The 25,749-nt window shown below is 65.1% G+C and carries 28 protein-coding genes and 1 tRNA gene; 21 read left to right on the top strand and 8 right to left on the bottom strand.

What is annotated here, in order from left to right:
- Window positions 1-160: 160 nt before the first annotated feature.
- Together AC1DRD_RS18190 and AC1DRD_RS18185 are read left to right on the top strand one after the other, a co-directional pair.
- On the top strand, window positions 161-1,438 hold the full coding sequence (locus AC1DRD_RS18190) for a class I SAM-dependent methyltransferase (protein WP_478042467.1): 1,278 nt from the start codon (window positions 161-163) through the stop codon (window positions 1,436-1,438).
- Window positions 1,428-2,519 carry a glycosyltransferase family 2 protein gene (locus AC1DRD_RS18185; RefSeq protein ID WP_478042465.1) on the top strand — a complete coding sequence of 364 codons (1,092 nt, stop codon included), beginning with the start codon at window positions 1,428-1,430 and terminating at the stop codon, window positions 2,517-2,519. Before AC1DRD_RS18190 ends, AC1DRD_RS18185 begins: the two co-directional genes overlap by 11 nt.
- A gap of 95 nt (window positions 2,520-2,614) precedes the next feature.
- Here AC1DRD_RS18185 and AC1DRD_RS18180 read toward each other — a convergent pair whose 3' ends face one another.
- Window positions 2,615-3,727: a glycosyltransferase gene (locus AC1DRD_RS18180; protein ID WP_478042463.1), complete on the bottom strand. Its 1,113-nt coding sequence runs from the start codon at window positions 3,725-3,727 to the stop codon at window positions 2,615-2,617.
- A gap of 273 nt (window positions 3,728-4,000) precedes the next feature.
- Here AC1DRD_RS18180 and AC1DRD_RS18175 point away from each other — a divergent pair, with 273 nt between their 5' ends.
- From AC1DRD_RS18175 to AC1DRD_RS18165, 3 genes are all read left to right on the top strand, one after another.
- A complete protein-coding gene (locus tag AC1DRD_RS18175; protein ID WP_478042462.1) occupies window positions 4,001-4,417 on the top strand; it encodes an LbetaH domain-containing protein in 417 nt (138 codons plus the stop codon).
- Between the two features lie 452 nt (window positions 4,418-4,869).
- On the top strand, window positions 4,870-5,727 hold the full coding sequence (locus tag AC1DRD_RS18170; RefSeq protein ID WP_478042460.1) for a sugar phosphate nucleotidyltransferase: 858 nt from the start codon (window positions 4,870-4,872) through the stop codon (window positions 5,725-5,727).
- Window positions 5,728-5,770: 43 nt separating this feature from the next.
- Window positions 5,771-6,430 carry a PIG-L deacetylase family protein gene (locus tag AC1DRD_RS18165; RefSeq protein ID WP_478033138.1) on the top strand — a complete coding sequence of 220 codons (660 nt, stop codon included), beginning with the start codon at window positions 5,771-5,773 and terminating at the stop codon, window positions 6,428-6,430.
- A gap of 52 nt (window positions 6,431-6,482) precedes the next feature.
- Here AC1DRD_RS18165 and AC1DRD_RS18160 read toward each other — a convergent pair whose 3' ends face one another.
- The 3 genes from AC1DRD_RS18160 to AC1DRD_RS18150 all read right to left on the bottom strand — a co-directional run bounded on the left by AC1DRD_RS18160 (window position 6,483) and on the right by AC1DRD_RS18150 (window position 7,019).
- Window positions 6,483-6,596: a hypothetical protein gene (locus AC1DRD_RS18160; RefSeq protein ID WP_478042481.1), complete on the bottom strand. Its 114-nt coding sequence runs from the start codon at window positions 6,594-6,596 to the stop codon at window positions 6,483-6,485.
- A gap of 9 nt (window positions 6,597-6,605) precedes the next feature.
- Window positions 6,606-6,749 (bottom strand): hypothetical protein, encoded by a 144-nt coding sequence (locus AC1DRD_RS18155; RefSeq protein ID WP_478042459.1) that lies wholly within the window; start codon window positions 6,747-6,749, stop codon window positions 6,606-6,608.
- Window positions 6,750-6,945: 196 nt separating this feature from the next.
- Window positions 6,946-7,019, bottom strand: a tRNA-Gln gene (locus tag AC1DRD_RS18150).
- A gap of 170 nt (window positions 7,020-7,189) precedes the next feature.
- Here AC1DRD_RS18150 and AC1DRD_RS18145 point away from each other — a divergent pair.
- The 12 genes from AC1DRD_RS18145 to AC1DRD_RS18090 all read left to right on the top strand — a co-directional run bounded on the left by AC1DRD_RS18145 (window position 7,190) and on the right by AC1DRD_RS18090 (window position 17,091).
- On the top strand, window positions 7,190-8,242 hold the full coding sequence (locus AC1DRD_RS18145; RefSeq protein WP_478042458.1) for a Ppx/GppA phosphatase family protein: 1,053 nt from the start codon (window positions 7,190-7,192) through the stop codon (window positions 8,240-8,242).
- The gene (locus AC1DRD_RS18140) at window positions 8,239-8,907 is read left to right on the top strand and encodes an RlmE family RNA methyltransferase (RefSeq protein WP_478042457.1); all 669 of its coding nucleotides are present in this window, start codon (window positions 8,239-8,241) and stop codon (window positions 8,905-8,907) included. The genes AC1DRD_RS18145 and AC1DRD_RS18140 overlap by 4 nt, the downstream gene beginning before the upstream one ends.
- Window positions 8,908-9,016: 109 nt before the next feature.
- Window positions 9,017-9,601 carry a hypothetical protein gene (locus AC1DRD_RS18135; protein ID WP_478042456.1) on the top strand — a complete coding sequence of 195 codons (585 nt, stop codon included), beginning with the start codon at window positions 9,017-9,019 and terminating at the stop codon, window positions 9,599-9,601.
- Between the two features lie 190 nt (window positions 9,602-9,791).
- Complete coding sequence (locus AC1DRD_RS18130; RefSeq protein WP_478042455.1) at window positions 9,792-10,253, top strand: hypothetical protein; 462 nt, start codon at window positions 9,792-9,794, stop codon at window positions 10,251-10,253.
- Window positions 10,254-10,359: 106 nt separating this feature from the next.
- Window positions 10,360-11,682 carry a glutamate--tRNA ligase gene (gltX, locus tag AC1DRD_RS18125; RefSeq protein ID WP_478042454.1) on the top strand — a complete coding sequence of 441 codons (1,323 nt, stop codon included), beginning with the start codon at window positions 10,360-10,362 and terminating at the stop codon, window positions 11,680-11,682.
- Between the two features lie 81 nt (window positions 11,683-11,763).
- A complete protein-coding gene (locus tag AC1DRD_RS18120; protein ID WP_478042452.1) occupies window positions 11,764-12,435 on the top strand; it encodes an energy transducer TonB in 672 nt (223 codons plus the stop codon).
- Window positions 12,436-12,759: 324 nt separating this feature from the next.
- The gene (locus AC1DRD_RS18115; RefSeq protein WP_478032983.1) at window positions 12,760-13,110 is read left to right on the top strand and encodes a hypothetical protein; all 351 of its coding nucleotides are present in this window, start codon (window positions 12,760-12,762) and stop codon (window positions 13,108-13,110) included.
- A 17-nt stretch (window positions 13,111-13,127) separates the two neighbouring features.
- A complete protein-coding gene (ribD, locus tag AC1DRD_RS18110; protein ID WP_478042451.1) occupies window positions 13,128-14,078 on the top strand; it encodes a bifunctional diaminohydroxyphosphoribosylaminopyrimidine deaminase/5-amino-6-(5-phosphoribosylamino)uracil reductase RibD in 951 nt (316 codons plus the stop codon).
- A gap of 30 nt (window positions 14,079-14,108) precedes the next feature.
- Window positions 14,109-14,714 carry a riboflavin synthase gene (locus AC1DRD_RS18105; protein ID WP_478042450.1) on the top strand — a complete coding sequence of 202 codons (606 nt, stop codon included), beginning with the start codon at window positions 14,109-14,111 and terminating at the stop codon, window positions 14,712-14,714.
- A gap of 58 nt (window positions 14,715-14,772) precedes the next feature.
- On the top strand, window positions 14,773-16,059 hold the full coding sequence (gene ribB / locus AC1DRD_RS18100; protein WP_478042448.1) for a 3,4-dihydroxy-2-butanone-4-phosphate synthase: 1,287 nt from the start codon (window positions 14,773-14,775) through the stop codon (window positions 16,057-16,059).
- Window positions 16,059-16,478, top strand: a complete 420-nt coding sequence (ribH, locus tag AC1DRD_RS18095; RefSeq protein ID WP_478042447.1) for a 6,7-dimethyl-8-ribityllumazine synthase — start codon at window positions 16,059-16,061, stop codon at window positions 16,476-16,478. The genes ribB and ribH overlap by 1 nt, the downstream gene beginning before the upstream one ends.
- A gap of 1 nt (window position 16,479) precedes the next feature.
- Window positions 16,480-17,091, top strand: a complete 612-nt coding sequence (locus AC1DRD_RS18090; protein ID WP_478042445.1) for a hypothetical protein — start codon at window positions 16,480-16,482, stop codon at window positions 17,089-17,091.
- 4 nt (window positions 17,092-17,095) lie between these two features.
- On the opposite strand, the gene AC1DRD_RS18085 is transcribed toward AC1DRD_RS18090, so the two are convergent.
- Window positions 17,096-17,752, bottom strand: coding sequence for a TMEM175 family protein (locus AC1DRD_RS18085; protein ID WP_478042444.1), 657 nt, complete (start codon window positions 17,750-17,752; stop codon window positions 17,096-17,098).
- A gap of 173 nt (window positions 17,753-17,925) precedes the next feature.
- On the opposite strand from AC1DRD_RS18085, the gene acs reads away from it, so the two are divergent.
- Window positions 17,926-19,863: an acetate--CoA ligase gene (gene acs / locus AC1DRD_RS18080; RefSeq protein WP_478042443.1), complete on the top strand. Its 1,938-nt coding sequence runs from the start codon at window positions 17,926-17,928 to the stop codon at window positions 19,861-19,863.
- Window positions 19,863-20,357 (top strand): O-acetyl-ADP-ribose deacetylase, encoded by a 495-nt coding sequence (locus tag AC1DRD_RS18075; RefSeq protein WP_478042441.1) that lies wholly within the window; start codon window positions 19,863-19,865, stop codon window positions 20,355-20,357. Before acs ends, AC1DRD_RS18075 begins: the two co-directional genes overlap by 1 nt.
- Before the next feature lie 166 nt (window positions 20,358-20,523).
- Here the strand turns inward: AC1DRD_RS18075 and AC1DRD_RS18070 are convergent, their stop codons facing one another.
- Together AC1DRD_RS18070 and AC1DRD_RS18065 are read right to left on the bottom strand one after the other, a co-directional pair.
- A complete protein-coding gene (locus AC1DRD_RS18070) occupies window positions 20,524-21,669 on the bottom strand; it encodes a threonine aldolase family protein (protein ID WP_478042440.1) in 1,146 nt (381 codons plus the stop codon).
- 100 nt (window positions 21,670-21,769) lie between these two features.
- A complete protein-coding gene (locus AC1DRD_RS18065) occupies window positions 21,770-22,240 on the bottom strand; it encodes a lasso peptide biosynthesis B2 protein (protein ID WP_478032995.1) in 471 nt (156 codons plus the stop codon).
- Window positions 22,241-22,340: 100 nt separating this feature from the next.
- Here AC1DRD_RS18065 and AC1DRD_RS18060 point away from each other — a divergent pair, with 100 nt between their 5' ends.
- Both AC1DRD_RS18060 and AC1DRD_RS18055 read left to right on the top strand, forming a co-directional pair.
- Window positions 22,341-24,377, top strand: a complete 2,037-nt coding sequence (locus AC1DRD_RS18060) for a M13 family metallopeptidase (protein ID WP_478042439.1) — start codon at window positions 22,341-22,343, stop codon at window positions 24,375-24,377.
- A gap of 97 nt (window positions 24,378-24,474) precedes the next feature.
- Window positions 24,475-25,032: a sugar O-acetyltransferase gene (locus AC1DRD_RS18055; RefSeq protein WP_478042437.1), complete on the top strand. Its 558-nt coding sequence runs from the start codon at window positions 24,475-24,477 to the stop codon at window positions 25,030-25,032.
- Between the two features lie 47 nt (window positions 25,033-25,079).
- Here the strand turns inward: AC1DRD_RS18055 and AC1DRD_RS18050 are convergent, their stop codons facing one another.
- Window positions 25,080-25,706: a class I SAM-dependent methyltransferase gene (locus AC1DRD_RS18050; protein WP_478042435.1), complete on the bottom strand. Its 627-nt coding sequence runs from the start codon at window positions 25,704-25,706 to the stop codon at window positions 25,080-25,082.
- Window positions 25,707-25,749 lie beyond the last annotated feature (43 nt).

The raw sequence follows: 25,749 nt of genomic DNA, 5'->3' as shown, positions 1-25,749 counted from the left end.
GACCTTTCAGCTAAACTACTCGCATGGTCTCCATGCGATGCGACCGTGGCTACAAAGTAGTGCGGCTGACGAGCAAGAGCCAAGCAACATGTCTTGATCTATTGACCTTGCGGATGCGGGGTTCCTCTTAGCCCCGCCGGACGCGGGAAAAGGGGGGGGCATGGACACAGTCGCAGAGCGCCGGTGCCGGCATTGCAGTGGCAAGTTCACCGCGACGCTGGCGCGACTGGGACGGATGCCCGTCGCCAATGATTATGTCGATCCGGCTGCGCCGCCGCTATCCGATCCGCGAGTCGAACTGACGGTAATGGTCTGCGGCGACTGCCGGCTGGCACAAACGCTCGACTTCAAGGATTCGGCCGACCTGTTCCGGGCCGATTACGCCTATTTCTCCTCGGCTTCGACGGCATGGCTCGATCATGCGCGACGTTATGTCAATGCGATGATCGCGCGTTTCGAGCTGCTCCCCGGCGCGCGGCATGTCGAACTCGCGAGCAACGACGGCTACCTTCTCCAATTCTCCAGAGCCATGGAGCTAACAGTACTCGGTGTCGAGCCTTGCAGCTCTGTGGCGCAGGCCGCGAGCGTGCTCGACATCGAGACCAGAATCGAGTTCTTCAGCCAGGACTGTGCCAAGCGGCTGGTCGATCAAGGCTGGCGGGCCGATCTGGTCACGGCAAACAACGTCTTCGCCCACGTCCCCGACGTCAACGATTTCGCGCGCGGCATGCGCGACCTGCTGGCGCCGCAGGGAGTCGCGACGATCGAGGTTCAGCACCTGCTACGCCTGATGCAGCGCAACCAGTTCGACACGATCTATCACGAGCATTTCTCTTATTACTCGCTGCTGGCGGCGAAGCGCGTGTTCGAAGGTGCGGGCCTGCGTCTGTTTGATGTCGAGGAACTTGACACGCATGGCGGTTCGCTACGCTATTTCGTGTGCCGCGCCGAGGCGAAGCATGTCGACACGCTCGCGGTGCAGCGCGTTCTCCAGGAGGAACTCGCTTACGGGCTCGACACCGATGCAGTGTACGACCGGTTCGCGGAACGTATCATCAGGGTGCGTCAGGGCTTTCGCGACTTGCTGTTGCGACTGAACGCCGAAGGGCGGTCGGTTGCCGCTTATGGCGCGCCCGCGAAGGGCGTCACGCTGTTGAATTTCTGCGGGGTCGGGCCCGATCTGATCGCGTTCACGGTGGACAAGGCGCCGTCCAAACAGGGACGCTTGATTCCGGGCGTGCGCATTCCGATCCTGCCGCCCGAGGCGCTGACCGAGGCACGGCCCGACTATGTCGTCATCCTGCCCTGGAACTTGAAGGACGAAATCATCGAGCAGCTCGCTGCCACAGCGGACTGGAAACCCGAATTCATCACCGCGATTCCCGAACCGATGATCATCGACCGCGCCGCGCCGGGCGGCCGTCGTCATGTCGCCTGAGGCGGTCGCGGGTTTCGCCCCGCAGGAGGTGTGCGCGGTTGTCCTGACGTACAACCGCAAGGATATGCTCGAACGTTGCCTCGCCGCCCTGGCGGCGCAGACCCGGCGTTGCGACCGCATCATAGTGGTCGACAATGCCAGTATCGACGGCACCGCGGCGATGCTCGGCGACCGCTGGCAACATCTGGTCGATATCTACAGTCTGCGCAGCAATGTGGGCGCGGCGGGCGGGTTCAACATCGGCATGCGCCTGGCGTACGGCCTGGGCGCCGACTTCATCTGGTCGATGGACGACGACGTCATCTGCGAGCCCGATGCGCTCGAACAGCTTCTCCTGGCGCACGACCTGCTCGATCGGCGCCAGATCGCACCGCCCTATCTGGTGTCGGTGCCGCGCTCGACCACCGGTCAGCTCACCGAAGTTCCCCATATCGACCAGCGCAGGAACGTGCTGGGCTTTCCGAACTGGCCTGAGCTTCTCGATCACGGCCTGGCGCCGACGCTCGGCGCGACGTTCGCGTCGATATTGTTGCCGCGCGAGACATTGCGCGTGCACGGCTTGCCGATCGCGTCGATGTTCATCTTTGGCGAGGATCGCGAATTCACCGTCCGCGTCACGCGGCGGACGCCCGGCTATCTGGTCGGGGCGTCACGCGTCCTGCACGCGCGCAAGCTGGAAGGCGTGCTCAGCACGCTCAACGAAACCAGCGCGGTGCGGCTCGGATACCATTATTACCTGCATCGCAATACGACGTCGACGGTGCTCCGCTATGACGATTGGCCGCGTATCGGGCTGCATCTCTGGCGGCAGACGGCGATGCTGCTCAAGCTGCTGGCACGCGGCCAGTTGCGCCGAGCGTGGATCTTGGCGGTGGGGACGGCCGTTGGCGTCTTTTATCGGCCGCGCCCGGAGCGAGCCGACGCTGCACTCGACCCATCCTGTCTGCGCGCCGCTCCGCATGTCGCCGCGGACGAGCCCGAGCGGGACGAAGTCGCGCAGCAGGATGAGATCCGACGATTCGAAAAGGGGTGTGCCGCCGGTTCGAACGCATTGCCGATTGCGGCATCGACCTCGCTCTAGAGCAAAGCCGGGCTCTTTTGAGCTCGGCTTTGCTCCATTTTTCCTTGGATTGTCGTGATTTCGGTGCCGGCGGGAGCGCCCGGCTCGAATTCGCTCTAGCGCGCCAGCAGCTCGCGCCACGCCGCGGCGAAGGCCGGGCGCGAGAACCTGACCAGCGATGCCTGCATACTGGCGAGCCGCGTGCGGCGCTCGGGCTCGGGCATGGCGACGAGATCGATCATTCCGTGGGCGATGGCGTCGAGATCGTCGCTCGGCACCACGACCGCGCCCGCCCCGGCGACTTCCTCGAGCACGCTGCCGCGCGTGATCAGCGGCACGAGGCCGCGGCTGATCGCTTCGGCGACGGGAACGCCGAACCCCTCCAACTGGCTGACCAGTGCAAAGCCGCTCGCATTGGCATAGAGCCAACTGAGCTGGGCGTCCGACACATAGTCGAGGAGGCGGACGCCGGGCGTATCGCGGGCGAGCCGGTCGATCGCTTCCGCGCCCGGTTCCCTGGCGCCGCACAGGACGTAGCCGATGCCGCGTTCCGCGAGCCCGGACCGCGCAAAGGCGCGGATCATCGTCGCCTGGTTCTTGCGGGCGCCGAGGCTGCCGACGGTGAGCAGAAATTGCCGGTCGAGCCCCGGAATGGGTGCCGTCGCCAGGCTGTCGATTTCCGCCCGCAGCGGCGGATAGATGACGCGCATGTCAGGTGCCTCTCCATAGAGGCGGACGAATTCACGCCGCGAATGCTCGCTGATGAACACCATGCGTGGTGCCGCGCGCGCGATGCGGCGATAGGCGCGCTGGTAGAGCCGCGCGACCCAGGGCCGGAACAGGGCCGGATGCGTGATCGGGCCGAGATCGTGGCACAGGACGACGTCGCGTTCGCTGATCGCCGTGTGGATGACGCTGTGCGGATCGAGGTGCAGCGTGGGTTGGTTCGGACGCCGCAAGGGAAAGGGGGAAATCCCTGCCGCGCCCGCCGCGCGCACCTCGATCCGCATGCCCAGCCCGAGCACCCTCTCCAAGAACGGGCTGGGGAGACGATATGTGCCATGCCGCCAATAATAGACCTGATTGATCAGGTTGCCCTGATCGTGAACCAAGTCGCGGCCGATGAAATATTTGCCGGTCTTGTTCTCCAAAGCGCACGAGAATTCGACGTCCCAGAGGCAAGGGACGACCGGGCGGCAGGCCGATGGATCTGACGTGCGTTGCAACATCGATGCCCCTCCAGACGATGCGCCATGCTTCGAACCGACCCTAGTCGGCACCGGTCGGCCGGGGCGAGCGGCAATTCAGACTACCCCCAATGCACCACGCGGATCGGGACGCACGGTGTCGATCCTGGGGCGAACTGCCCTTTCGCTCCGCTTTCGACGCTTGGGCGCGGCGGTGGTCGGCAATTGGAGTAGCTCTTCTCTTCCGTTCGCGAACGGCGGGCACGCGGCTAATGCCGGCGAAAGATTACGCCTCGGGACGATCGTGCTGTGGGAATGGTTGAACGCTTGCTGCCCTGGCGGCGCCATCGCCTCATCCGCGAATTGCTGATGCTGTATGGCATCGACATGCCGCCCGAGGTCGTCGTCGGCAAAGACCTGCAGCTCATCCATCGCGGCATCGGCAGCGTCTTTCATCCCGACACGAGCATCGGCGACCGCGTCCAGATTTATCATCAAGTAACGATCGGCCGCTCCGACGCGCATCTGCCGCACGAGCGGATCAGGCCCATGCTGATCGAGATCGGCGACGATGTTGTCATCTATCCGGGCGCCAAGGTGCTGTGTCGGAGCGGCGTGTTGCGGATCGGCAACGGCACGATCATCGGCGCCAATGCCGTCGTCACGCGGTCGACAGGAGAACGTGAGGTCTGGGCGGGAATACCTGCGCGCTGCGTCGGCCAACGAAAATAGGCGAGTTGGCGCGCAGCGGGCAACCGCCACTCGGCGGTAAAGGCGGGCGCGAGCCGCGACGGCGCTTGCAGCGGGTCATGAGGAAAGTGTGGATGCGACCGGTGCGCCTGCACGTCCGGCCACCGACCGATACGCGATGCGGTTCGCCCCGTCGGGTCGGCGATCCTTGTTCCGCCGAGCAACGGACCGAACTGGCGGCCAGCTGCGCCGTGCTGAAGAGCATCAATGCGTCCGTGGCGGCGCGCTCATGGGTCTACGACCTGATGTGTCTCGGACTGAATGCAACTTATTCGTGTCGAGTATTTCGCGAGATCGCCACTTCTACTCCGAAATGATCATGGCCCTGCAATAAAGCGTCATCCCTCTGCATAGTGGCGCTGGGCGGCGGATCATGTCTCTAATGCGCCAGCTTGATCGTCATGAACAGCTGGGTTCAAGAGGGGGAGGCCGATATGAAGGTTGTCCTGTTTTGTGGTGGGTACGGCACGCGGATGCGCGGCCAGATTCCCAATAAGCCCAAACCATTGGTCGATGTCGGCGGTCATGCCCTGATGTGGCATGTCATGAGCTATTACGCCCATCACGGACACACGGATTTCATCCTTTGCCTGGGTTATGGCGCGGATGCCATTACGGAATATTTTCTGGAGCAGGGCGCAGAAGTCCTGCCCACGATCTCGACTAGACGACGCGCGCAATCCTTTCTGCTGCCGGATGAGGACAAGGGCCATTGGAACGTCACGCTGGTCGATACCGGCATCGATGCGAGTATCGGGCAGCGCTTGAAGGCGATCGAATCCTATGTCGAATCCGACGAGATGTTTCTGGCCAATTATGCTGATGGCCTGACGGACCTTCCGCTTCAGGACATCATCGACTGCCTGGTCCGCAAGCCTGCCTTCGTGGGCGCGCTGGTGGCGGTCAAGCCCACGCTCAGCTTCCATTATATTCGTCACGATTCTGACGGCACGGTAACCGGCGTCGAGTCGTCCACCGACATGGATGTCCGCATCAATGGCGGCTACTTCGTCTTCCGGCGGGAGATTTTCGACTATATTGGTGAGGGCGATGACCTTGTCGAGCAACCCTTCCATCGGCTGATCGGCGAGCAGCGGCTCCTGGCGCATCCCTATGACGGCTTTTGGCGAGCCTGCGACACGTTGAAGGACGTGCATCTGCTGGAAGAGGTGCAGCGCAAGGGCAAGGCTCCCTGGGAGGCCTGCCGCGAGGCTTCCCCGGATTCCCTCTCCGTTCACTTCACGGCCGGGGCTCCGACGCTCGGCGCCGCCAGCGCTTCGCCCGCGGCGTGAAGCGAAAGATCGCCGGTACGGACAAAGGGAGAGACCGGGGGATATGATCAATCTGGCGTTCGCGGATACCGGCGCAAAGACGCAGCGGGTGCTGTGCCTCGGTGCGCATGCCGACGATATCGAGATCGGGTGTGGCGGCACGCTGCTCAATCTCGTCGCGAACGTATCGCGGCTGACGGTGCAGTGGGTCGTGTTCAGCGGGGACGAGCGCCGCGCCGAGGAGGCGCGGCAGAGTGCGGCGGCGCTGCTCGGCAACGGGTGCGAGCAGATCGTGGAGGTGCTGGACTTCCAGGACGGGATCTTTCCGCACGAAACGCCGCGCATCAAGAATGTCTTCGAGAGGATCAAGGCAGGACCCACACCCGACCTCATCCTCACCCACATTGCGAGCGACATGCATCAGGATCATGCGGTGATCGCGGCGCTCACCAACAACACCTTTCGCAACCACCTGATCCTCGGCTACGAGATCCCGAAATATGACGGCGATCTCGGTCGCTCGAACGCCTATGTCCATCTTTCCGAGGAGGTCGCCCGGCGCAAGGCGGCGGCAATCTACGAGGCGTTCCCGAGCCAGCGCCACCGCGCCTGGTTCAATCCCGACACCTTCCTCTCGCTCGCCCGCATCCGCGGGATCGAATGCAATGCGCCTCACGGATTCGCCGAGGCTTTTCGTGCGGAGAAGATCGTGCTCGGCATGTGAGCTTGTGCGTTGGCGTTGGCGGGGCCGCTCGGGCCACCGAAACAAATCCCCTCTAAAGATGGATGATCCCACGCCGCGCCGCATGCGCCACCGCATCCGTGCGCCCGGTCGCGTCGAGCTTGTCGATCAGACGGCCGACATGGAATTTGGCGGTGTCGGGCGAAATGCCGAGCCGCTAGCCGATCGCCTTGTTGGACAGACCTTCGGCAGGCAACGCGATCACGTCGCGCTCGCGCGGCGTCAGGTCGAACCCGTGCGCGCCCGCGTCGGACGCGCTGAGGACCAGATCCGACGCGTCGTCGGCGCCCACAATCCGCAATTCCGGGATCCGGCCCAAGGTTCGCTTGAACAAGGCGGAAGTCCGGGGGGTAGATTCGCGACATCCCTGAAACGGCCCCATTGAGACATTGGTGGGGCCGTCGCCATCCGCTGCTTCGTGAGGGAGCAAATGAACGAGCGACAAAACACGAACGCGGCAATATAGCCTGAAAATCAGTGGCTTAATTGAAGATTGCTGGATGCCCCGTGAGGATTCGAACCTCAATTGACGGAGTCAGAGTCCGTAGTCTTACCTTTAGACGACGGGGCAACAGGCGGCGGGCTCTAGGCGGGCTGGCGCGACCGGTCAAGGCCTTGGGCGCAACCGGCAAGATCGTCGATCGGGCCTTCGCTTGTCGCATCGCACCAGTTCGGTTAGGTTCGGCGCCAAGCAGCGGAGGGCTATGGGCCGGACCGCAAGAATATAAGAGTTACGACGGCATGGGGGACGTTCCCGCCAATATGCCGCACCGGCAGCGCGCCGCCCCGACGGGCAAGCCCGCCGCCCGTCCGGCCCGCATTCCCACCAAACGCTGGGGCGAAGCGCCGCATTATGCCGCGCTCGATCTCGGCACCAACAATTGCCGCCTGCTGATCGCGCGGCCGCAAGGCAACGGTTTTGCGGTGGTCGACGCCTTTTCGCGGATCGTGCGGCTGGGCGAGGGTCTCGCCTCGAGCGGGCGGCTGTCCGATGCGGCGATCGATCGCACCATCGCCGCGCTGAGGATCTGCGCCGACAAGCTGCGTCGCCGCAACGTGCTCGTCGCGCGATCGGTCGCGACCGAGGCGTGCCGCCAGGCGGCGAATGGCGCCGAATTCATCGAGCGCGCTTATCGCGAAACCGGGATCCGGCTCGACGTGATCTCGCCGGAGGAAGAAGCGCGATTGGCGGTGCTCGGCTGCCATGCGCTGATGGAGCCGGGCGACGGGCCGGCGCTGATCTTCGACATCGGCGGCGGATCGACCGAATTGGTGCTGATCGACCTGTCGGGCGATCATCCGCGCGTGCTCGACTGGCATTCGGCGCGCTGGGGCGTGGTGTCGCTGACCGAACATGCCGGCGGCGGCGATAGCGCCGAGGCGCTGGGCGAATCCTATGCGCGGATGCGCGCGCTGGCGACCGAGAGCTTCGCCGCTTTCGCCAGGCGCGTGCCGGCGAAGTTGACGGCGCCGCGACTGCTCGGGACCAGCGGGACGGTGACGACTTTGGCCAGCGTCTTCCTCGAACTCGATCATTATGACCGCGCCAAGGTCGACGGGCTGATCGTCCCGACCGAGTCGATGCGCCGCATCTCGGCCGAATTATCGGGCATGTCGGTCGCCGAGCGTTCGCGCCTCCCCTGCATCGGCGGCGAGCGCGCCGACCTGGTCGTGGCGGGCTGCGCGATCCTCGAATCGATCCTCGATCTGTGGCCGGCCGAGCGGCTGGGGGTCGCCGATCGCGGTATCCGCGAGGGCATCTTGCGCCGCCTGATGGGAGCGCAACGGCCATGAGGGGCGGGGGCGGCGGACATACCCGCGTGCGGACGTCGCGCAATCGCACTCCCCAGTCGACGCGCTGGCTCGAGCGGCAATTGAACGACCCGTACGTCAAGCGCGCCAAGGCCGAGGGCTATCGCAGCCGGGCGGCGTACAAATTGATCGAACTCGACGAGAAGTTCGGGTTCCTCAAGAGCGCGACTCGCGTGGTCGACCTGGGGCTGGCGCCGGGCGGATGGAGCCAGGTGGTGCGGCGCCAGGTGCCCAAGGCGGCGATCGTCGGCATCGACCTGTTGCCGGTCGATCCGATCGATGGCGTCACCATCCTGCAGATGGACTTCATGGACGATGCGGCGCCCGATCGGCTGATCGCGGAACTGGGCGGTGCGCCCGATCTGGTGATGTCGGACATGGCGGCGAACACGGTCGGCCACCCGCAAACCGATGCGTTGCGCACCCTGGCGCTGGTCGAAACCGCGCTGGCCTTCGCGATCGATGTGCTCAAGCCCGGCGGGACGTTCGTGTCGAAAGTGTTCGCCGGCGGTGCCGATTCGACGCTGGTCGCCGAAATGAAGCGCAATTTCGCGACGGTGAAGCACGCCAAACCGCCATCGAGCCGCAAAGGCTCGGTGGAATGGTTCGTGGTGGCGCAGGGGTTCAAGGGTCGCGCGGCGGAATAGCCGCGCTATTCCGCGAGTCAGCGCGACCCCGGCCGGCGGGGCCGAAAGGCGCCCGACCGACGAGCTTCAGGGGCGGGATGCCCCGCATCCCGCAGACCATGCCGGGGGCATGGTCGACCTGAAGCTGCTTTGCCGCGACGGGGAGGCCTTACTCCGGATGTCGTTAGTTAGGCGGAAAGCCGCCACCGCCTTTAAATTCGGGCTCGTGCTGTTGAGCGAAGCGCTCGCGGTTCCGCCGTCGCGAATTGCTCCGCAGCCTTTAGCGGAAGTTAGTAACCGGGTGATACGGTCGGAAGCACAGAACCGGGAAGGGGCTGTCGTGCCGAAAGTTATATTGGATCGCGCCAACCTCATCGCGTTTGCTAGCGTATCCGGCTTCCTCGACGCTGAGCAAATCTTGAACCTCACCGCTCAGGTGGACGAAGCCGTCCAAGCGTTCGGTGATCAAATTGCGCTGCACGGACGCCTATTCGATCTGACTAATGCTAAAGTGGCGTCACCGTTATCGATCGATGCCCTACGCGACAAAACCATCGATCCATCCCGCATCTTGTTGCGGGCCAACCGGGTTGCGTTCTTCGGAGCCTCACCGTTGCTCAAAGTTCAAATGCAGCGCATTTGTGCGCTTCGACCGAACCATGCGATGTTCGACGACCGTCGCCCGGCATATGCGTGGGCAATTGGAGGGCGGTAGCCACATCGCAACACGTCCGCTTCCGGGCGATAGCGGACTTACCCGCGGTCTACCCAAAAGCTCCCGAGGAACGCCCTGCAACTGCCGTTTCGGGTAGACCGCTGAAACCTTTTGGACATCCTTTCAGCGCCATACAAAGCCACCGACAAGGCCGGCGCCCGTCGACCTGCCGGAACGGAGTGCGACGAGAGTGAGCTATGCCTTGCCCCTGACCCATAGCTGGCCCCTGTTCGAGCAACATCAGCGTTTCGACCTCGGTTGCCTGCTTGAGGAGCGGAGCGATGCCCCGGTCGCCTCCGAACATCATCCCGAGCTCCTGGCGGCGCGCGGCATCGGACTGTGGGAATGCACTCTGTCCGACAATGCGCTGAGCTGGACGGACGGGGTGTTCGACCTGTTCGGCCTGCCGCGCGGGGTCCCGATCGAACGGGATGAGATCGCCGCTTTGTATTCCGAACCATCGCGCTGCGCGATGGAACGGCTGCGCGCTTATGCCATCAAGCACCGGCGCGGCTTTACCCTCGATGCCGAAATCGTGCCGGTGACCGGGTCGCCGAAATGGATGCGCCTGATCGCCGCGCCGGTCTGTGTCGGGCGTCAGGTCGTTCGGCTCCATGGCATCAAGCAGGATGTCAGCGCCGCCTACGTCTAACGACAATTCGAAGCGATAGCGTCGCGTCCGCTGCGACGGATTGGCGCGGGGGACGTCCGCCACCGCGCGCATTGCCGCCCACGCCCACTCGCCCTAAGTCGCGGGCATGACCGTCACCCGTTTCGCGCCGAGTCCGACCGGCAATCTCCATATCGGCAATATCCGCACCGCGATCCTCAACTGGCTGTTCGCACGGTCGACCGGCGGGCGGTTCGTGCTCCGGATCGACGATACCGATGTCGAGCGCAGCGAGGAGCGCTATGTCGAGTCGATCCGCGCCGATCTCGCCTGGCTGGGGCTGACACCCGATGAGGAGGTGCGGCAGTCCGAGCGGTTCGCGCTGTACGAGCGCCGCTTCGACGATCTGCGCGCGGCGGGACGGATCTATCCGGCCTATGAAACGCAGCAGGAGCTCGAGCTCAAGCGCAAGATCCTGCTCGGGCGCGGTTTGCCGCCGGTCTATGATCGCGCCGCGCTGGCGCTCAGCGACGCCGATCGGTCCAAGCTCGAGGCCGACGGCATCCGCCCGCATTGGCGCTTCAAGCTCGATCCGGGCGCGATCGAATGGAACGATCTGATCCGCGGTCCCCAGCATTTCGACGCCGCGACGATGAGCGATCCGGTCATCCGCCGCGCCGACGGGTCGTGGCTCTATATGCTCCCTTCGGTGATCGACGATGTCGACATGGGCATCAGCCATGTCGTGCGCGGCGAGGATCACGTCTCCAACACCGCGCTCCAGTTGCAGATGTTCGTCGCGATGAACGCGCCGCTGCCGACCTTCGCGCATGCCGCGCTGCTGACTGGAGCGGAAGGCAAATTGTCGAAGCGATTGGGCTCGCTCGGCGTCGAGCATTTCCGCGGCGAGGGGATCGAGCCGCAGGCGATCGTCGCGTTGCTCGCGCGGATCGGCACCAGCGATCCGGTCGAGCCGTTCGTCGATCCTGCGCCGTTGATCGCCGCGTTCGACTTTTCGCGCTTCGGCCGCGCGCCGGCGCGGTTCGATGAGGGCGAGCTCGCCCAGCTCAACGCGCGGATCGTCCACCAGCTCGATTTCACCGCGGTCGCCGATCGCCTGCCCGCCGGAATGGACGATGCGGCGTGGTATGCGATCAGGCCCAATTTGACGATCATCGCCGGTGCGGCCGATTGGTGGCATGTGGTCGAGGGGCCGATCTCCACCACCGTCGATCCCGAGGATCGCGAGTTCCTGGCCACCGCGCATAGCATCGCCGGTGAGATCGACTGGACCGGGGATCCCTGGCACGCGCTGACCAACGCGCTCAAGGACGTGACCGGGCGCAAGGGCAAGCAGCTTTTCCTACCGCTGCGTCGCGCGCTGACCGGGATGGATCACGGCCCCGACATGGCCGCCTTGCTGCCGCTGATCGGCCGCGACCGCGCGTTGGAGCGGCTCGCGTCCGGGTGATCGCCGAATATCTTGACTGCTTGATGTAATGTTGTATCATCTCTGAGTTGCGGCATCCGAGACCGTGAAAGGAGAGACGATATGGCGACTTATGGCGATCGTTATGGCGCGGGCCCGGCATTCAAGCCGGGCAGCATGACGCTTGCGCTGGGACTGACCGTGGCCCCCATCGCTGCGCTGGTGATGGGACTGCAGATCACCCACGTAATCCCCACGACGACGATCATCGAAGCTTATCCTGTCCCACCCGATCGGCCGCCGCCTCCGCCTGATCCCAAACCGCGGCCCAAGACCGACGCGCCGACTGAACTGGTCTATACTCCTCCCCATCCGCTGGTCCCGGTGCCACCGGTCGATACGCTTCCGACGACCGAGACACCGCAGCCGCCGCCGACCGAACCCACCGTTGGAAAGGCGCCCGATCCCGGCCCGGTGTTCACCCCAGCCGTGGTCGCCAAGCCGGTCATGGTCGATGCGTTTATCGATCCGCGCTATCAGAGCCTGCTCCAGCCGCCTTACCCGCCCGAGGAACAGCGCGCGGGCAATAGCGGTCGCGTCGTGCTCCGCGTGCTGGTCGGTACCGATGGCCGGGTGAAACAGGTCGAGAAGGTGTCGGCCGCGTCGGACGCCTTCTTCGCCGCCGCGCAGCGCCAGGCCTTGGGCAAATGGCGGTTCAAGCCGGCGACCAAGGACGGCGTGCCGATCGAGCAATGGAAGACGATGAGTCTGCGGTTCGTGCTCAACGAGCAGTGACCGTTTCGGTCGCGGGGCTGGCCTGTTGCCAGTCCCGTGACTATATTAGGGCCTGTACTCAGTTACCGTGAGGATCGTGATTGCCCGCAGGAGCCCGTCGACTAGGAGCGCAGCGCAGTCGCGTAGCTGAAGCTACGCGCAAGCAAGCGACGACGCTCGGCGGGCTCCTGCGGGCAACCGCACAGCGGCGGGCCGATTTTGGCGTCCGGACGTCGTCGCGCGTCGGTCACGATGCTATCAGCATCGCTCCCTCCTTGCTCCTAGCCGGACACCAAAATCGGCTCCGTCACGACCTCGCGGTAACTGAGTACAGGCCCTAGGCCGATGGGAAGTTTCCTCGGCCGCTACAATCCGTTTCGCGCGTTGCTCGACCTGCGCCGCTATCTCGGCACGCGCAAGAAATACGAAATCCTGATCCTGTTCGGCTCGCTGATGCTCTGCATCCTGATCGTCGGGGCCTTCGCCGCCGGTTCGACCGTCCAGCGCGAGTGGCGGCGGCCGACCATCATCTACGTCCAATCGTGGCGCGCCGACCGCAGCAATGCCGAGATCGTCGCGCAGCAGAAGATCGACGGCGAAAAGAAGAGGATCGAGGACGCCAAGCAGAAGAAGGAAGACGACGAGAGAAAGGCCGCGTTCAAGCGCCTGAACGATAAATTGTCGCCTTGGCTGTGAGTCCCGACCCGCGTTTCATGAGCGCCGCCTTGGCGCTGGCCGAGCGCGGACGTGGACGGACGGCGCCTAATCCCAATGTCGGCTGCGTGATCGTGAAGCATGGCCGCGTCGTCGGGCGCGGCTGGACCCAGCCCGGCGGGCGACCGCATGCCGAGGCGATGGCGCTGGCGATGGCAGGCGACGCAGCGGCTGGCGCGATCGTCTATGTGACGCTCGAGCCCTGCGCGCACGATTCGCCGCGTGGGCCGGCGTGCAGCGATCTGCTGGTGGACGCGGGGGTCGCGCAGGTGGTGATCGCGCTCGGCGATCCCGATCCGCGCACCGATGGCCAGGGCAGCGCGCGGTTGCGCGCCGCCGGGATCGCGGTGACCGAAGGGCTGATGACCGAGGAGGCGCGGCGCTCGATGGCCGGGTTCTTCACGCGTCGCGAATCCGGACGGCCGCACGTCACGCTCAAGCTCGCCACTTCGCTCGACGGCTGCATCGCGCGCGCCGATGGCGAATCGAAATGGATCACTGGGGACGCGGCGCGCGCGCATGCGCATCTTGAGCGTGCGCGGCACGAGGCGATCCTGGTCGGCCGCGGCACCGCCGAAGCCGATGCGCCGCGGCTCGACGTCCGGCTCGGCGGGCTCGAACAGCATAGCCCGCGGCGCTTGCTGATGACTCGCCATCGCGGCGACCAGGAGCATTGGGAATGGGTCGACTCGCCCGCGGCGATCGCCGGGCTCGAGCAGATCGATCATGTCCTGGTCGAAGGCGGCGCCGGCGCCGCCTCGGCCTTCCTCGCCGACGATCTGGTCGACCGCTTGCTGCTCTATCGCGCGCCGATCCTGATCGGCGGCGGCCGCCCGGCGCTCGGCGACATCGGGCTTGGCCATCTCGCCGAGGCGCATGGCCGCTGGCGGTTGCACGACGCGCGGATGTTGGGCATCGACCGGCTGGAAATCTACGAACGCACCCGCTGACGATCGTCGGCGCAGCTTGGGAAATTAGCGATGTTCACCGGCATCATCTCCGATATCGGCACGATCCGCTCGATCGAGCATCGTGGCGACCTGCGCGCGGTGGTCGCAACCGCCTATGACACGACTGGGGTCGATCTCGGCGCGTCGATCTCATGCTCGGGCGTGTGCCTGACGGTGATCGACAAGGGGCCGGGCTGGTTCACCGTCGACATATCGGGCGAGACCGTCTCGCGCACCGCGCAGGGGCAGTGGAGCGAAGGACGCAAGCTCAACCTCGAACGCGCGATGAAGCTGGGCGACGAGCTCGGCGGGCATATCGTCACGGGGCATGTCGACGGCGTCGCCGAAGTGGTGCGGGTCGAGCCCTCGGGCGATTCGAAGACGATCGCCTTCCGCGTCGCGCGCGACCTCGCGCCCTATATCGCCGCCAAGGGATCGGTGACGGTCGATGGCGTTTCGCTGACGGTCAATACGGTCAGCGACGGCACGGACGGCACCGAATTCACGGTCAATCTGATCCCGCATACCCAGGCGGTGACGACATTAGGCGCGATCGAGGTTGGGCAGGCGGTCAATATCGAGATCGACGTACTCGCACGCTATTTGAGCCGTATGCGGTCGCTTCTCGAAAAGTAGCGTTTCAATGTGATTAGTGGCTGGACTCATCACATTTCAGTGTGATATTTCACCAATCATGAGCACCATGCTGATCGATCGCGTTCGCGATCTCGTCTCCTCGGGCGGTATTTCGCGCTCGGGGCTTGCCCGCGCTGCCGGGCTGCACGCCAATTCGCTACGCATGCTCGACGAGCCGGAATGGAATCCGACCGCCGATACGCTGCGCAAGCTGGAAGTCTATCTCGACCGGCGCGACAAACGCCCGGCGTTGGTCCCGATCGAGGAGATCATCGAGGAAGCGCGCAACGGCCGCATGACCATCCTGGTCGATGACGAGGATCGCGAGAATGAAGGCGATCTGATCATCCCGGCGCAAATGGCGACCCCCGACGCGATCAACTTCATGGCGCGCTATGGCCGCGGCCTGATCTGCCTGACCTTGACCGAAGCGCGGATCAAGCAACTCGAACTCGAGCCGATGGTGCGCAACAACCGCACTCGTCACGGCACTGCCTTCACTGCGTCGATCGAGGCGCGCGATGGGATCACCACTGGTATCTCCGCGCACGATCGCGCGCGCACCGTGTCGGTCGCGATCGACGCGTCGAAGGGTGCGGAGGATATCGTCTCGCCCGGCCATGTCTTTCCGCTGATCGCGCGCGACGGCGGTGTCCTCGTCCGCGCCGGCCATACCGAGGCCGCGGTCGACGTTGCGCGGCTCGCCGGGCTCAACCCGTCGGGCGTGATCTGCGAAGTCATGAAAGACGACGGCACGATGGCGCGGATGGACGACCTGATCGCCTTCGCGCAGGAGCACAAGCTCAAGATCGGCACGATCCGCGACCTGATCGCCTATCGTCGTCAGCACGACCATCTCGTCGAGCGCCGCGCCGAGGCGCGCTTCACCAGCCGCTGGGGCGGCGAGTGGACCGCGCGGACCTATTACAACAAGGCCACTGGCACCGAGCAGATCGCGCTGATCAAGGGGCATATCGACCCCGACAAGCCGACATTGGTCCGGATGCACGCGATGAGCGTGTTCGCCGATTTGTTCGGGGAGGAAGGCAAGCGTGCCGGCCTGCTCGAACGCTCGATGGAGATCATCGGCAAGGCGGGCGCGGGCGTTGTCGTATTGTTGTCGCCGTCGGGCGCGACCGGGTTCAGCCAGGCGCTGGAGCACAAGGCCGGCGCGCCGATGCCCGACGAATTGCGCGACTATGGTGTCGGCGCGCAAATCCTGACCGAATTGGGGGTCGAGGACATGATCCTGTTGACCAACACGCATCACATACTCGTCGCATTGGACGGCTATGGCCTGTCTATCGTAGGAGAACGCGCGATCGACATTGGGGGACTGGATTGATGGCGCGGATATTGATCGTCGAAGCGCGCTTCTACGACCATCTCAACGACATGCTGCTCGCCGGCGCGCGCCGCGCGATCGAGGAAGCGGGGCATGCGCACGAGACGGTGACCGTCCCCGGCGCGCTCGAAATCCCCGGCGCGCTCGCGCTGGCGGCGGAGACCGGGCGCTATGACGCTTATGTCGCGATCGGTGTGGTGATCCGCGGCGAGACCTATCATTTCGAGATCGTCTCGAATGAAAGCGCGCGCGGCATCATGGCGCTGACGATGGACGGCATCGCGATCGGCAACGGCATCCTGACCACCGAGAACGAGGCCCAGGCGATCTATCGCGCCGATCCCGATCAGGCCGACAAGGGCGGCGGCGCGGCCAAGGCGGCGCTGGCGATGCTCGACCTTCGGCAGAAATTCGACTGACATGCCGTCCGGGCCGCCGCCGTCGCGCTATCGCGTGATCGAGCGCGGCGGCCGGCTGCAGGTGATCGACACCTGGGCGGGGCGGCGGCCGCCGGCGATGGCGGCCTATACCGATCCGGTGCCGGTCGAGGACGTCGACCCGTCCGATCCGCCTTTCGGGGACACGGCGGCGGACGATTGGTCCGACACCGCGCCATCGCCTGGTGATTTTGCCGACAGGTCGGCCCAACCGGGAATGACGCTGGACCCGCCGGTCCCCTCCGCTCTTCCGCAACGCGCCCCCAATCTGGTGGCAGGGCCACCCGAGCTGCTGCGGAACGTCGCCGCCACGGTCTGCAGCGATACCCGCGATAGCGACGGCCGATTGGTGCTCAAGACCGCGCGCTTCTACGACAGCCGCGCGCCGCGGGCGATTGCGCTCGATCCCAACGGCGAGCGCGAACTGGGACTGGCGATGCTGGTCGCGTTGGCGCTGGCGGTCGGTGCTGTGCTGTTCACCGTGACGCTCGGTTGGCCGGGGATCGTGGTCGGGGTGATCACAATCATGCTGGTGCGTCAGGTCAACCTGGTCGCGACGCCGTGGCTCGACCGGCTGGCGGCGCGGACCCGCTGACCGGTCACACCGTCCGGATCACACCGCGCCGGTGCAGATAATCCAGCAACTTGCGCCATAGCGGCATCGACATCAGCGCCGGCTGGCCGAGCCAGGGATTGACGAAGCAGAACAGCAAGCCGGTCGCCGTTCCGAGGATTACCGCCCAGCCGCGCCGCCGGATCAGCGCGGCATATTCGGGGTCGAGATCGTCGGCCGCGACCGGCGGCGCCACCGCCATGCTGTTGTTCCACAGATTGCAGATCGCGACGAGCAGCAGCCAGCCGGAATAGGCGACCGCCGGGACCAGCTTGCCATAATAGTCGCTGACCAGGGCGGTGAAGAATGGCATCCCGGCGACCGAGCATAACAGGAATAGATTGGGCATCAGCAATTTGGGCGACCAATGCCGCGCGCAATCGAATGCGCGGTGATGCCCGCTCCAAAACGCACCGATCACGAAGAACGACACGAAAAAGCCGATGAAATGCGGCGTCAGATGGGCAAGCGCCGCCAGGAAGGCGGTGTCTGATGCGCTGTAGGGCAGCGCCGGCACCTTGAGTTCAATGACGAGCAGCGTGATCGAAATCGCGAACACCGCGTCGGAAAAGAATACCAGCCGTTCTAGCGCATGCGCAGGCGCACCGTGATGCATCGGGTGGTCGTTCGGTCCGTCGCTCATTTGTATCCCCCTGGAAATGCTATCTGGCATGGCGCCGCGGCGCTTGCCAAGCACGCATCGCTGCCGCCAATAGGGAGGGCGTTCGAGCATCGCGCGGAAAAGTGGGCAACGGTTTTCCGCGACGCGATGCGACCACAAACGATTAGGGCGGCATGCCGCCCTAAGGAGAGAGCATGTCCGAGCAGAGCGTCTATCCGGTACCGGCCGATTGGGCCAAGCGCGCGAAGGTCAATCGCGCGGCGTATGAAAGGCTGCACGGGCGCAGCCTGGCCGATCCCGGCACCTTCTGGCTCGAACAGGCACGCCGGCTCGACTGGATCAAGCGGCCGGAAATGGCCGGCGACTGGTCGTTCGGCCAGGACGATTTCCGCATCAGCTGGTTCGCGGACGGCGTGCTCAACGCCTCGGCCAATTGCCTCGACCGTCATCTCGCCACGCGCGGCGAGACGGTGGCGCTGATCTGGGAGCCCGACGATCCCACCGAACAGCCGCGCCGCATCACCTATCGCGAGCTCCACCGCGACGTCTGCCGCTTCGCCAATGCGCTGAAGGACCAGGGCGTCGCCAAGGGCGATCGCGTCACCATCTACATGCCGATGATTCCCGAAGCGGCGGTCGCGATCCTGGCCTGTGCCAGGATCGGCGCGATCCATTCGGTGGTGTTCGGCGGCTTCTCGCCCGAAGCGCTGGCCGGGCGAATCGAGGATTGCGGATCGACCCTGGTGATCACCGCCGACGAAGGCCGGCGCGGTGGCAAGAAAGTCCCGCTCAAGGCCAATGTCGATGCCGCGCGCCGCCATGCGCCGGGGCTGAAAAAGGTCATCGTCGTCAAGGCGACGGGCGGCGACGTCGCGATGGGCGACGGCGATCTGTGGTATCACGACCTGGTCGAGCAGGCGTCCGCCGAGTGCCGGCCCGAACCGATGAACGCGGAGGATCCGCTGTTCATCCTCTATACCTCGGGATCGACCGGCAAGCCCAAGGGCGTGCTCCATACCACTGCCGGCTATCTCGTCTGGGTCAGCCTCAGCCACGAACTGACCTTCGATTACCGGCCCGGTCAGATCTATTGGTGCGCCGCCGATATCGGCTGGGTCACCGGGCACAGCTATATCCTCTATGGCCCGCTCGCCAACGGCGCGACCAGCCTGATGTTCGAAGGCGTGCCCAATTGGCCCGACGCCAGCCGCATCTGGCAGGTCGTCGACCGCCACCAGGTCGAGATCATCTACACCGCGCCGACCGCGCTCCGCGCGCTGATGCGCGAAGGCGACGATTACGTGACGCGGACCAGCCGCACATCCTTGAAGCTGCTCGGCACGGTCGGCGAGCCGATCAATCCCGAGGCGTGGCGCTGGTATCACGAAGTGGTCGGCGAGGGGCGCTGCCCGATCGTCGACACCTGGTGGCAGACCGAGACCGGCGGGCACATGATCACGCCCCTGCCCGGCGCCGTCGACCTCAAGCCCGGCAGCGCGACCTTGCCGTTTCCCGGGGTCGATCCGCAGATCGTCGATACCGACGGTGTTGTCCTCAACGGCGCGGCGGAGGGCAATCTGGTCATCGCCAAGAGCTGGCCGGGTCAGATGCGCAGCGTCTGGGGCGATCACGACCGCTTCTTCCAGACCTATTTCACCACCTATCCGGGCAAATATTTCACCGGCGACGGCTGCCGCCGCGACGAGGACGGCTATTATTGGATCACCGGGCGGGTCGACGACGTGATCAACGTCAGCGGACACCGCATGGGCACCGCCGAGGTCGAGAGCGCCCTGGTGCTTCATGCCAAGGTGGCCGAGGCGGCGGTGGTCGGCTTCCCGCACGACATCAAGGGGCAGGGCATCTACGCGTACGTCACGCTCAATGCCGGCGAAGAGCCGAGCGAGGCGTTGCGCAAGGAATTGGTGCAATGGGTACGGACCGAGATCGGCCCGATCGCCTCGCCCGACGCGGTGCAGTTCGCGCCGGGTCTGCCCAAGACGCGATCGGGCAAGATCATGCGCCGCATCCTGCGCAAGATCGCCGAGGGCGATGTGTCGAACCTGGGCGACATCTCGACCCTGGCCGATCCCGCGGTGGTCGACGATCTGGTGACGAACCGGGTCGGCTGATGCCAGTCGAGGCGGTTCGCGGCGACATCACGCGGCTCGAGGTCGACGCGATCGTCAACGCCGCCAATTCCTCGCTGCTCGGTGGCGGCGGAGTCGACGGCGCGATCCATCGCGCGGCTGGGCCGGAGTTGGTGGCCGAGTGTCGCACACTGCACGGTTGCGATCCCGGCCAGGCCAAGGCTACCAGCGGCTACCGCCTACCGGCGCGTTACGTGATCCATACCGTCGGACCGGTGTGGAACGGCGGCGACAAGGGCGAAGCCGAGACGCTGACGAGTTGTTACCGCGAAAGCCTGAGGGTTGCCGAAGGGCTGGGCGTGCGCACGATCGCGTTTCCGGCGATCAGCACCGGCGTTTACGGCTATCCGCGCGAACAGGCGGCGGCGATCGCGGTGCGCGAGACTGTGGCTGCGGCGGACCGCTTTGACCGCATCCTGTTGGTGGCGTTCGATGAGGAGACGTTCGATCTCTACCGAGCGGGCCTGGACGAGTAGTTGGGCGGACTGACGGTGCCATCCTGAAAGTCGTCACCCCGGGCTTGTCCCGGGGTCCACTCCTCCACCATCGAGCTGAGGCGATGCTGCGCGGTGGATGCCGGGACAAGCCCGGCATGACGCTTGGTGGGTGGGTTTCCACCGCCACCTCAAACTCACGGCGCGGTCAGGTCTTGAACAAAGCGACATACTCGGCTGTCTCGCGCCGCAGGATCGTGGCGTTGGCGTAGAGCGGGATTGCGCCTTCCTTCCAACGACCCAACCGAATACCGGCGACGCGCCCGCGCTCGAACGCGACGGTGGCACGCGCTTCCGGCATCTCCAGGAAATGGATGTTGGACGGTGCCGGCGAGGCCCGGCGCTTCGCCAGCTTCTCGTGCTCGAGCGCCGTCATCAATTCGTCGACCCGGGCGTGCGCGCGCGCGATCGCCGCCGGGAACGTCTTGAGACCGTCGAGCGCCAGCAGCGCCGACGCCCAGCCCTGATAAATCATCCCGCCATAAAGATGCCGCCACTCGCGGGCGCGGGCGATATCGGCGGCGGTCCCGGCGAGCACCGCGCCGAACGGTGCGCCGAGATATTTGTAGAGCGAGACGTAGACGGTATCGAACGGCGCGGCATAAGCTTTCACGTCGATCGACGGTGGCGCCAGCAGCAATCGCGCGCCATCCAGATGCAAGCGCGTACCGTGCGCCTTGGCCAGTGCGGCGATCCCCGTCAGGTCGGCTGGCGCGATCATCTGGCCATCGAGCCGGCGCACCGGGCTTTCGAGCGAGATCGCGCCGACCTTGAGCGGAAAAGGCCCTTTCTCGGCCGCGTCGAACGCGGCGGCCAGCTCGGCGATCGTCGGCGCGGCGTGGCCGGGCCCGAGCGGCACCAGATTGATCCCGGACAGCCGCTGCGCGGTATCGCTTTCGTCGCGATAGAGATGGCTGTCGGCCTGGCAGAAGGCATGTGGATGCTCGCCGCACAGCACGCGCAATGCGACGTTGTTGGCGAGCGTCCCGGTGGGCAGGAAGGCGCAGGCCTCCTTCCCGAGCAAGGCGGCAAATGCCTGCTCGAGATCCTCGACGGCGCCGCCTGTCAGGTAGGAATCGCGAATCTTGCCTGGTTTGCCTGCCAGTGTTGCCAACTGGGCGACGGTGTCCGACGGGCTGCGCGACGCATCGTCGCCCACCAGCCAAACGCTGCGCGCGTCGACCGGGGGGAAATCGGCCGGCTTGGCTGCGGCGCCGTAATTCTGAGCGCGCAGCGGGACGGCAATGCCGGCAGCGAGCGCGGCCTGGAGCAGATGGCGTCGATCGAACAGCATGGAGGCTCCCCGGTACAAAACGGTGCGGAAACGTTATTTTGGGTGAATGTACGGCCTCGAATGACGAAGGCGAGCGCGATTATTGGGGAAGCCGATCGCTTCACACGAAACAGGCAATCTCGCCCATGTCGCGCGGGATCGGATAGCCGGTCACCTTGACTCCCGCCGCGTCGAGCCAGGCATGGGCATCGATCGCGCGTTTGTCGTTCGGGCGTGCGCCGAAATGCATCACGCTGGCGATTCCGCGCCGCCGCAGCATCGTGTGCGCGGCCATCGCCTGTTGCAGGCAGACCGAGCGGAACGGCATGAACGGAGCGGCCGAGCGGACTGCCCAGCCGATCGTGCGCGCGGTCGCCGCCTGGTCCGGGGTGGTCGCCGCCGCGCGCTGGGCGACGCGCGGGTCGGCGGGGGTGACGAAGTCGCCCAGCCGCCGCGCGACTCGCGAAAACGGCAGGACGAGCAAGAGCATCCGCGCCGCGAACATGCTGGCGCAGGCCTCCGCGACCAACAATTGGCGCCGCCACCCCACCCCCGCCAGCGTCTTCATTTTGTGCAGAATATCGCGCGCCATGATGCCGATGACTGACAGGGTTTGTTGGCGAAGTCGATTGCGCGCGCTTTGGCCCGCCGCTATATTTGGATAATACACGTAGGGCGGGAGTTTTCATAAAATGAACAAGAAGGTTTTGGGCCGGCTGGCGATCAGCGCCGCGGCGCTGGCGATCGCGATTCCGGCAGTGGCCAAGATGACGGCGACGCCGCGCTACGGCGCGTTCGGCATCGACCTCACCACGCAGGATAAAGCGGTCAAGGCCGGCGACGATTTCTGGACCTACGCCAATGGCGCCTGGGCCAAGCGGACCGAAATCCCGGCCGACAAGGGCTCGGTCGGTTACGGCAACATCCTGAGCGACGAGGCCGAGGTCAACGTCCGCAAGATTCTCGACGACATGGCCGCCAATCCCGCCAAATACGGCGCGACCGGCAAGCAGGTCGGCGATTTCTACGCGAGCTGGATGGACGAAGCCGGCATCGAGGCCAAGGGCACCGAGCCGCTCAAGCCCTATCTCGGCAAGATCGCGGCGGTCAGCGACCTGACCGGCCTGCAGACCCTGTTCGCGTCGACCGGTTATGCCTCGCCGGTCGAACTCGGCACGATCCCGAGCCTGTCGGATCCCGAGCATTATACCGCGGTCGCGGGCCAGGGTGGCCTGGGCATGCCGCGCGATTTCTACCTGCTGCCGGGCGAGAAGTACGACGCGTTCCGCAAGGCGTATCGCGCCTATATCCAGCAGATGCAGGAACTGGCCGGCATTCCCAACGCGGGGGCCAAGGCCGATGCGATCTTCGCGCTCGAAACCGCGATGGCCAAGGAGCAATGGTCGCCCGAGCAGAGCCGCGACATCGCCAAGCTCAACGACCCCGAGGATCTCGCCGGGCTCAAGGCCAAGGCACCAGAGTTCGACTGGGCGCTGATGCTCAAGACCGCCGGGCTCGAATCGTCGCCCAAGGTGCTGATGACCAACAACACCGCGCTGACCGCGATGGGCAAGATCATGACCGCGACGCCGCTGCAGACGTGGAAGGACTATCTCGCCTTCCACTTCGTCAGCGACCACGCGACCTTCCTGCCAAAGGCGTTCGACGACGCGCGGTTCGACTTCTATTCGAAGACGCTGTCGGGCGTGCAGGTCAAGCGCGACCGCTGGAAGCGCGGCGTGCAGATGACCAATGGCGCGCTCGGCGAGGCGGTGGGCAAGCTCTATGTCGAGCAATATTTCCCGGCGTCGAGCAAGGCCAAGATGGCCGAGCTGATCGAGAATCTGCGCGCGGCTTATGGCGAAAAGATCGCCAAGTCGGCCTGGATGGATGAAGCCACCCGCAAGGCGGCGCTGGTCAAGCTGACCGCGTTCGAACCGCGCATCGGCAACCCGGACAAATATATCGATTATTCGTCGCTCCGCGTCGATCGCGGTGACCTGCTCGGCAATGCAATGCGCTCGGCCGAGTTCGATCATCAGCTCGACCTGCAGCGTTTCCCCAAGCCGGTCGACCGCAGTTTGTGGGGCATGACGCCGCAGACGGTGAACGCTTATTACAACCCGCTCGCCAACCAGATCACCTTCCCGGCGGCGATCCTGCAGCCGCCCTATTTCGATCCCAACGCCGATGCGGCGGTCAATTACGGGGCGATCGGCGCAATCATCGGCCACGAAATGGGCCATGGTTTCGACGATCAGGGCAGCCAGTTCGGCCCGACCGGCAAGTTCGAGAATTGGTGGACCGACGGCGCGAAGAAATCCTACACAGAACACACCGCCGCGCTCGCCGCGCAATATGACGGTTATGAAGCGATCCCGGGGACCAAGATCAACGGCAAGCTCACGCTCGGTGAGAATATCGGCGATCTGAGCGGCGTCGAAACCGCTTACGCCGCTTATCAGCTCTATCAGGCGAAGCACGGCAAGGCGCCGGTGATCGGCGGCCTGACCGGCGACCAGCGTTTCTTCCTCGCTTATGCCCAGGCCTGGCAGGCGAAGCTGCGCGAGGGTCTGCAGCGCCAATTGCTGCTGACCGACCCGCATTCGCCGGCCAAGTACCGCGTCAACGGGATCGTCCGCAACGTCGACGCCTGGTACAAAGCGTTCGACATCAAGCCCGGCGACGCGCTGTATCTGCCGCCCGAAAAGCGCGTCCATATCTGGTAAGCATTCGAGATATCGAGCTTAAAGGGGGCGTCCGCGATCCGATCGCGGGCGCCCCTTCTTTATTGGACAGGCCGCCAGTCGCGACGAGGTATCCCGAATGTCGAACAAGGATCGCACGATCATGATCCAGCGCCGCACGCCCGAATCGGCGGCGATGGTGGCGAACACCCAGCGCGCGATGGCGATCACGCCCGTCCTCAACCGCCTGACCTATGCCGATGGCGACGAGATCCGGCGAGTGTTCGGCGACTTGATCGGCCGCCCGGTCGACGACAGCTTCATGCTGATCCCGCCTTTCTACACCGCGCACGGCAGCGAGATCCGGGTCGGGCGCAACGTGTTCATCAACCAGAATTGTACGATCTACGACCTTGGCGGAGTCGATATCGGCGACGATGTGCTGATCGGACCCAATGTCAGCATCATCACCTCGGGCCATCCGCTCGAGCCCTCGCGGCGCCGCGACGGCGTGACCGCGGCGCCGATCGTGATCGAACGCAATGTGTGGATCGCCGCCGGCGCGACGATCATCGGCGGCGTCACTGTCGGCGAGAATTCGGTAGTCGCGGCGGGAGCGGTTGTGACCAGGGATGTTCCGCCGAACAGTCTGGTCGCCGGCGTGCCGGCCAAGGTCATCCGTTCGCTTGACGGCTGAGCAGGCGTCGTCGATCCGATAGCGATGCAACGCCGGAGATTAGCTCTTCAAGCCGGTGGCCGTCGCGCCGTGATCGCAATCCACGGTCCCTGACCGCCTTCGTATCCGCCGCCGATATAGTCGGTGACGGACAGGACATCCCAATCGCCCGAACGAGCATAAGCCGCGGTCAGCGCGGCCCGGTCGGGATAGTTGAAATATCGCCCCAACCCGTCGCGACCGGCGGTCCCGCCGGCTTTGTAATTGGCGAAGTGCAGCCCTCCAGGTTTCAGCGCGCGAAGGATCAGCGCGAGGATATCGGCGAGTGCCGGGGAAGGTACATGGAGCAGGCTGGCATTGGCCCAAACCGCATCATAGCTGCTCACGTCCGAAAGCTCGTCAAACCGCATGACCCGGACCGGTCGCCCCAATCGCTCGGCGGCCTTGGCGGCCATTGCCGGCGTCCCGTCCGTCGCATCGACGTCGAAGCCGCGCGCCAACAGCGCTTCGGCATCCCTGCCGCCGCCGCATCCAAGCTCCAGGACGCGAGCGCCGACCGCTAGAGCGTCAGCGAAACCGTCGAGCCACCGGCTGACTCCGTCTTTGCCGCTCGCGACATAAACCGGCGCTTCGTCGGCGTAGAAATTCAGTGTCGCCTGGTCATAGGCGTTCGACGGGTCAACCGGTTGATCCATATCGCCGGAATAGCAAGCGGAGGGTGCTGCGCAAATGACTCGG

The sequence above is a fragment of the Sphingomonas sp. P4_G2 genome (genome assembly GCF_056401155.1).
This window is presented reverse-complemented; position numbering and strand designations above follow the sequence as displayed.

What these genes read in the sequence shown, in the direction of transcription:
- ribD (WP_478042451.1), top strand. Translation starts at nt 13,128, where the DNA reads ATGAGCGCCGCCTTGGCGCTGGCCGAGCGCGGACGTGGACGGACGGCG.
- AC1DRD_RS18120 (WP_478042452.1), top strand. Translation starts at nt 11,764, where the DNA reads ATGGCGACTTATGGCGATCGTTATGGCGCGGGCCCGGCATTCAAGCCG.
- AC1DRD_RS18185 (WP_478042465.1), top strand. Translation starts at nt 1,428, where the DNA reads ATGTCGCCTGAGGCGGTCGCGGGTTTCGCCCCGCAGGAGGTGTGCGCG.
- AC1DRD_RS18075 (WP_478042441.1), top strand. Translation starts at nt 19,863, where the DNA reads ATGCCAGTCGAGGCGGTTCGCGGCGACATCACGCGGCTCGAGGTCGAC.
- AC1DRD_RS18140 (WP_478042457.1), top strand. Translation starts at nt 8,239, where the DNA reads ATGAGGGGCGGGGGCGGCGGACATACCCGCGTGCGGACGTCGCGCAAT.
- AC1DRD_RS18060 (WP_478042439.1), top strand. Translation starts at nt 22,341, where the DNA reads ATGAACAAGAAGGTTTTGGGCCGGCTGGCGATCAGCGCCGCGGCGCTG.
- AC1DRD_RS18175 (WP_478042462.1), top strand. Translation starts at nt 4,001, where the DNA reads ATGGTTGAACGCTTGCTGCCCTGGCGGCGCCATCGCCTCATCCGCGAA.
- AC1DRD_RS18050 (WP_478042435.1), bottom strand. Translation starts at nt 25,706, where the DNA reads ATGGATCAACCGGTTGACCCGTCGAACGCCTATGACCAGGCGACACTG.
- ribH (WP_478042447.1), top strand. Translation starts at nt 16,059, where the DNA reads ATGGCGCGGATATTGATCGTCGAAGCGCGCTTCTACGACCATCTCAAC.
- AC1DRD_RS18135 (WP_478042456.1), top strand. Translation starts at nt 9,017, where the DNA reads ATGGTCGACCTGAAGCTGCTTTGCCGCGACGGGGAGGCCTTACTCCGG.
- AC1DRD_RS18090 (WP_478042445.1), top strand. Translation starts at nt 16,480, where the DNA reads ATGCCGTCCGGGCCGCCGCCGTCGCGCTATCGCGTGATCGAGCGCGGC.
- AC1DRD_RS18055 (WP_478042437.1), top strand. Translation starts at nt 24,475, where the DNA reads ATGTCGAACAAGGATCGCACGATCATGATCCAGCGCCGCACGCCCGAA.
- AC1DRD_RS18105 (WP_478042450.1), top strand. Translation starts at nt 14,109, where the DNA reads ATGTTCACCGGCATCATCTCCGATATCGGCACGATCCGCTCGATCGAG.
- AC1DRD_RS18065 (WP_478032995.1), bottom strand. Translation starts at nt 22,240, where the DNA reads ATGGCGCGCGATATTCTGCACAAAATGAAGACGCTGGCGGGGGTGGGG.
- ribB (WP_478042448.1), top strand. Translation starts at nt 14,773, where the DNA reads ATGAGCACCATGCTGATCGATCGCGTTCGCGATCTCGTCTCCTCGGGC.
- AC1DRD_RS18115 (WP_478032983.1), top strand. Translation starts at nt 12,760, where the DNA reads ATGGGAAGTTTCCTCGGCCGCTACAATCCGTTTCGCGCGTTGCTCGAC.
- AC1DRD_RS18165 (WP_478033138.1), top strand. Translation starts at nt 5,771, where the DNA reads ATGATCAATCTGGCGTTCGCGGATACCGGCGCAAAGACGCAGCGGGTG.
- AC1DRD_RS18070 (WP_478042440.1), bottom strand. Translation starts at nt 21,669, where the DNA reads ATGCTGTTCGATCGACGCCATCTGCTCCAGGCCGCGCTCGCTGCCGGC.
- AC1DRD_RS18145 (WP_478042458.1), top strand. Translation starts at nt 7,190, where the DNA reads ATGGGGGACGTTCCCGCCAATATGCCGCACCGGCAGCGCGCCGCCCCG.
- AC1DRD_RS18085 (WP_478042444.1), bottom strand. Translation starts at nt 17,752, where the DNA reads ATGAGCGACGGACCGAACGACCACCCGATGCATCACGGTGCGCCTGCG.
- acs (WP_478042443.1), top strand. Translation starts at nt 17,926, where the DNA reads ATGTCCGAGCAGAGCGTCTATCCGGTACCGGCCGATTGGGCCAAGCGC.
- gltX (WP_478042454.1), top strand. Translation starts at nt 10,360, where the DNA reads ATGACCGTCACCCGTTTCGCGCCGAGTCCGACCGGCAATCTCCATATC.
- AC1DRD_RS18190 (WP_478042467.1), top strand. Translation starts at nt 161, where the DNA reads ATGGACACAGTCGCAGAGCGCCGGTGCCGGCATTGCAGTGGCAAGTTC.
- AC1DRD_RS18180 (WP_478042463.1), bottom strand. Translation starts at nt 3,727, where the DNA reads ATGTTGCAACGCACGTCAGATCCATCGGCCTGCCGCCCGGTCGTCCCT.
- AC1DRD_RS18170 (WP_478042460.1), top strand. Translation starts at nt 4,870, where the DNA reads ATGAAGGTTGTCCTGTTTTGTGGTGGGTACGGCACGCGGATGCGCGGC.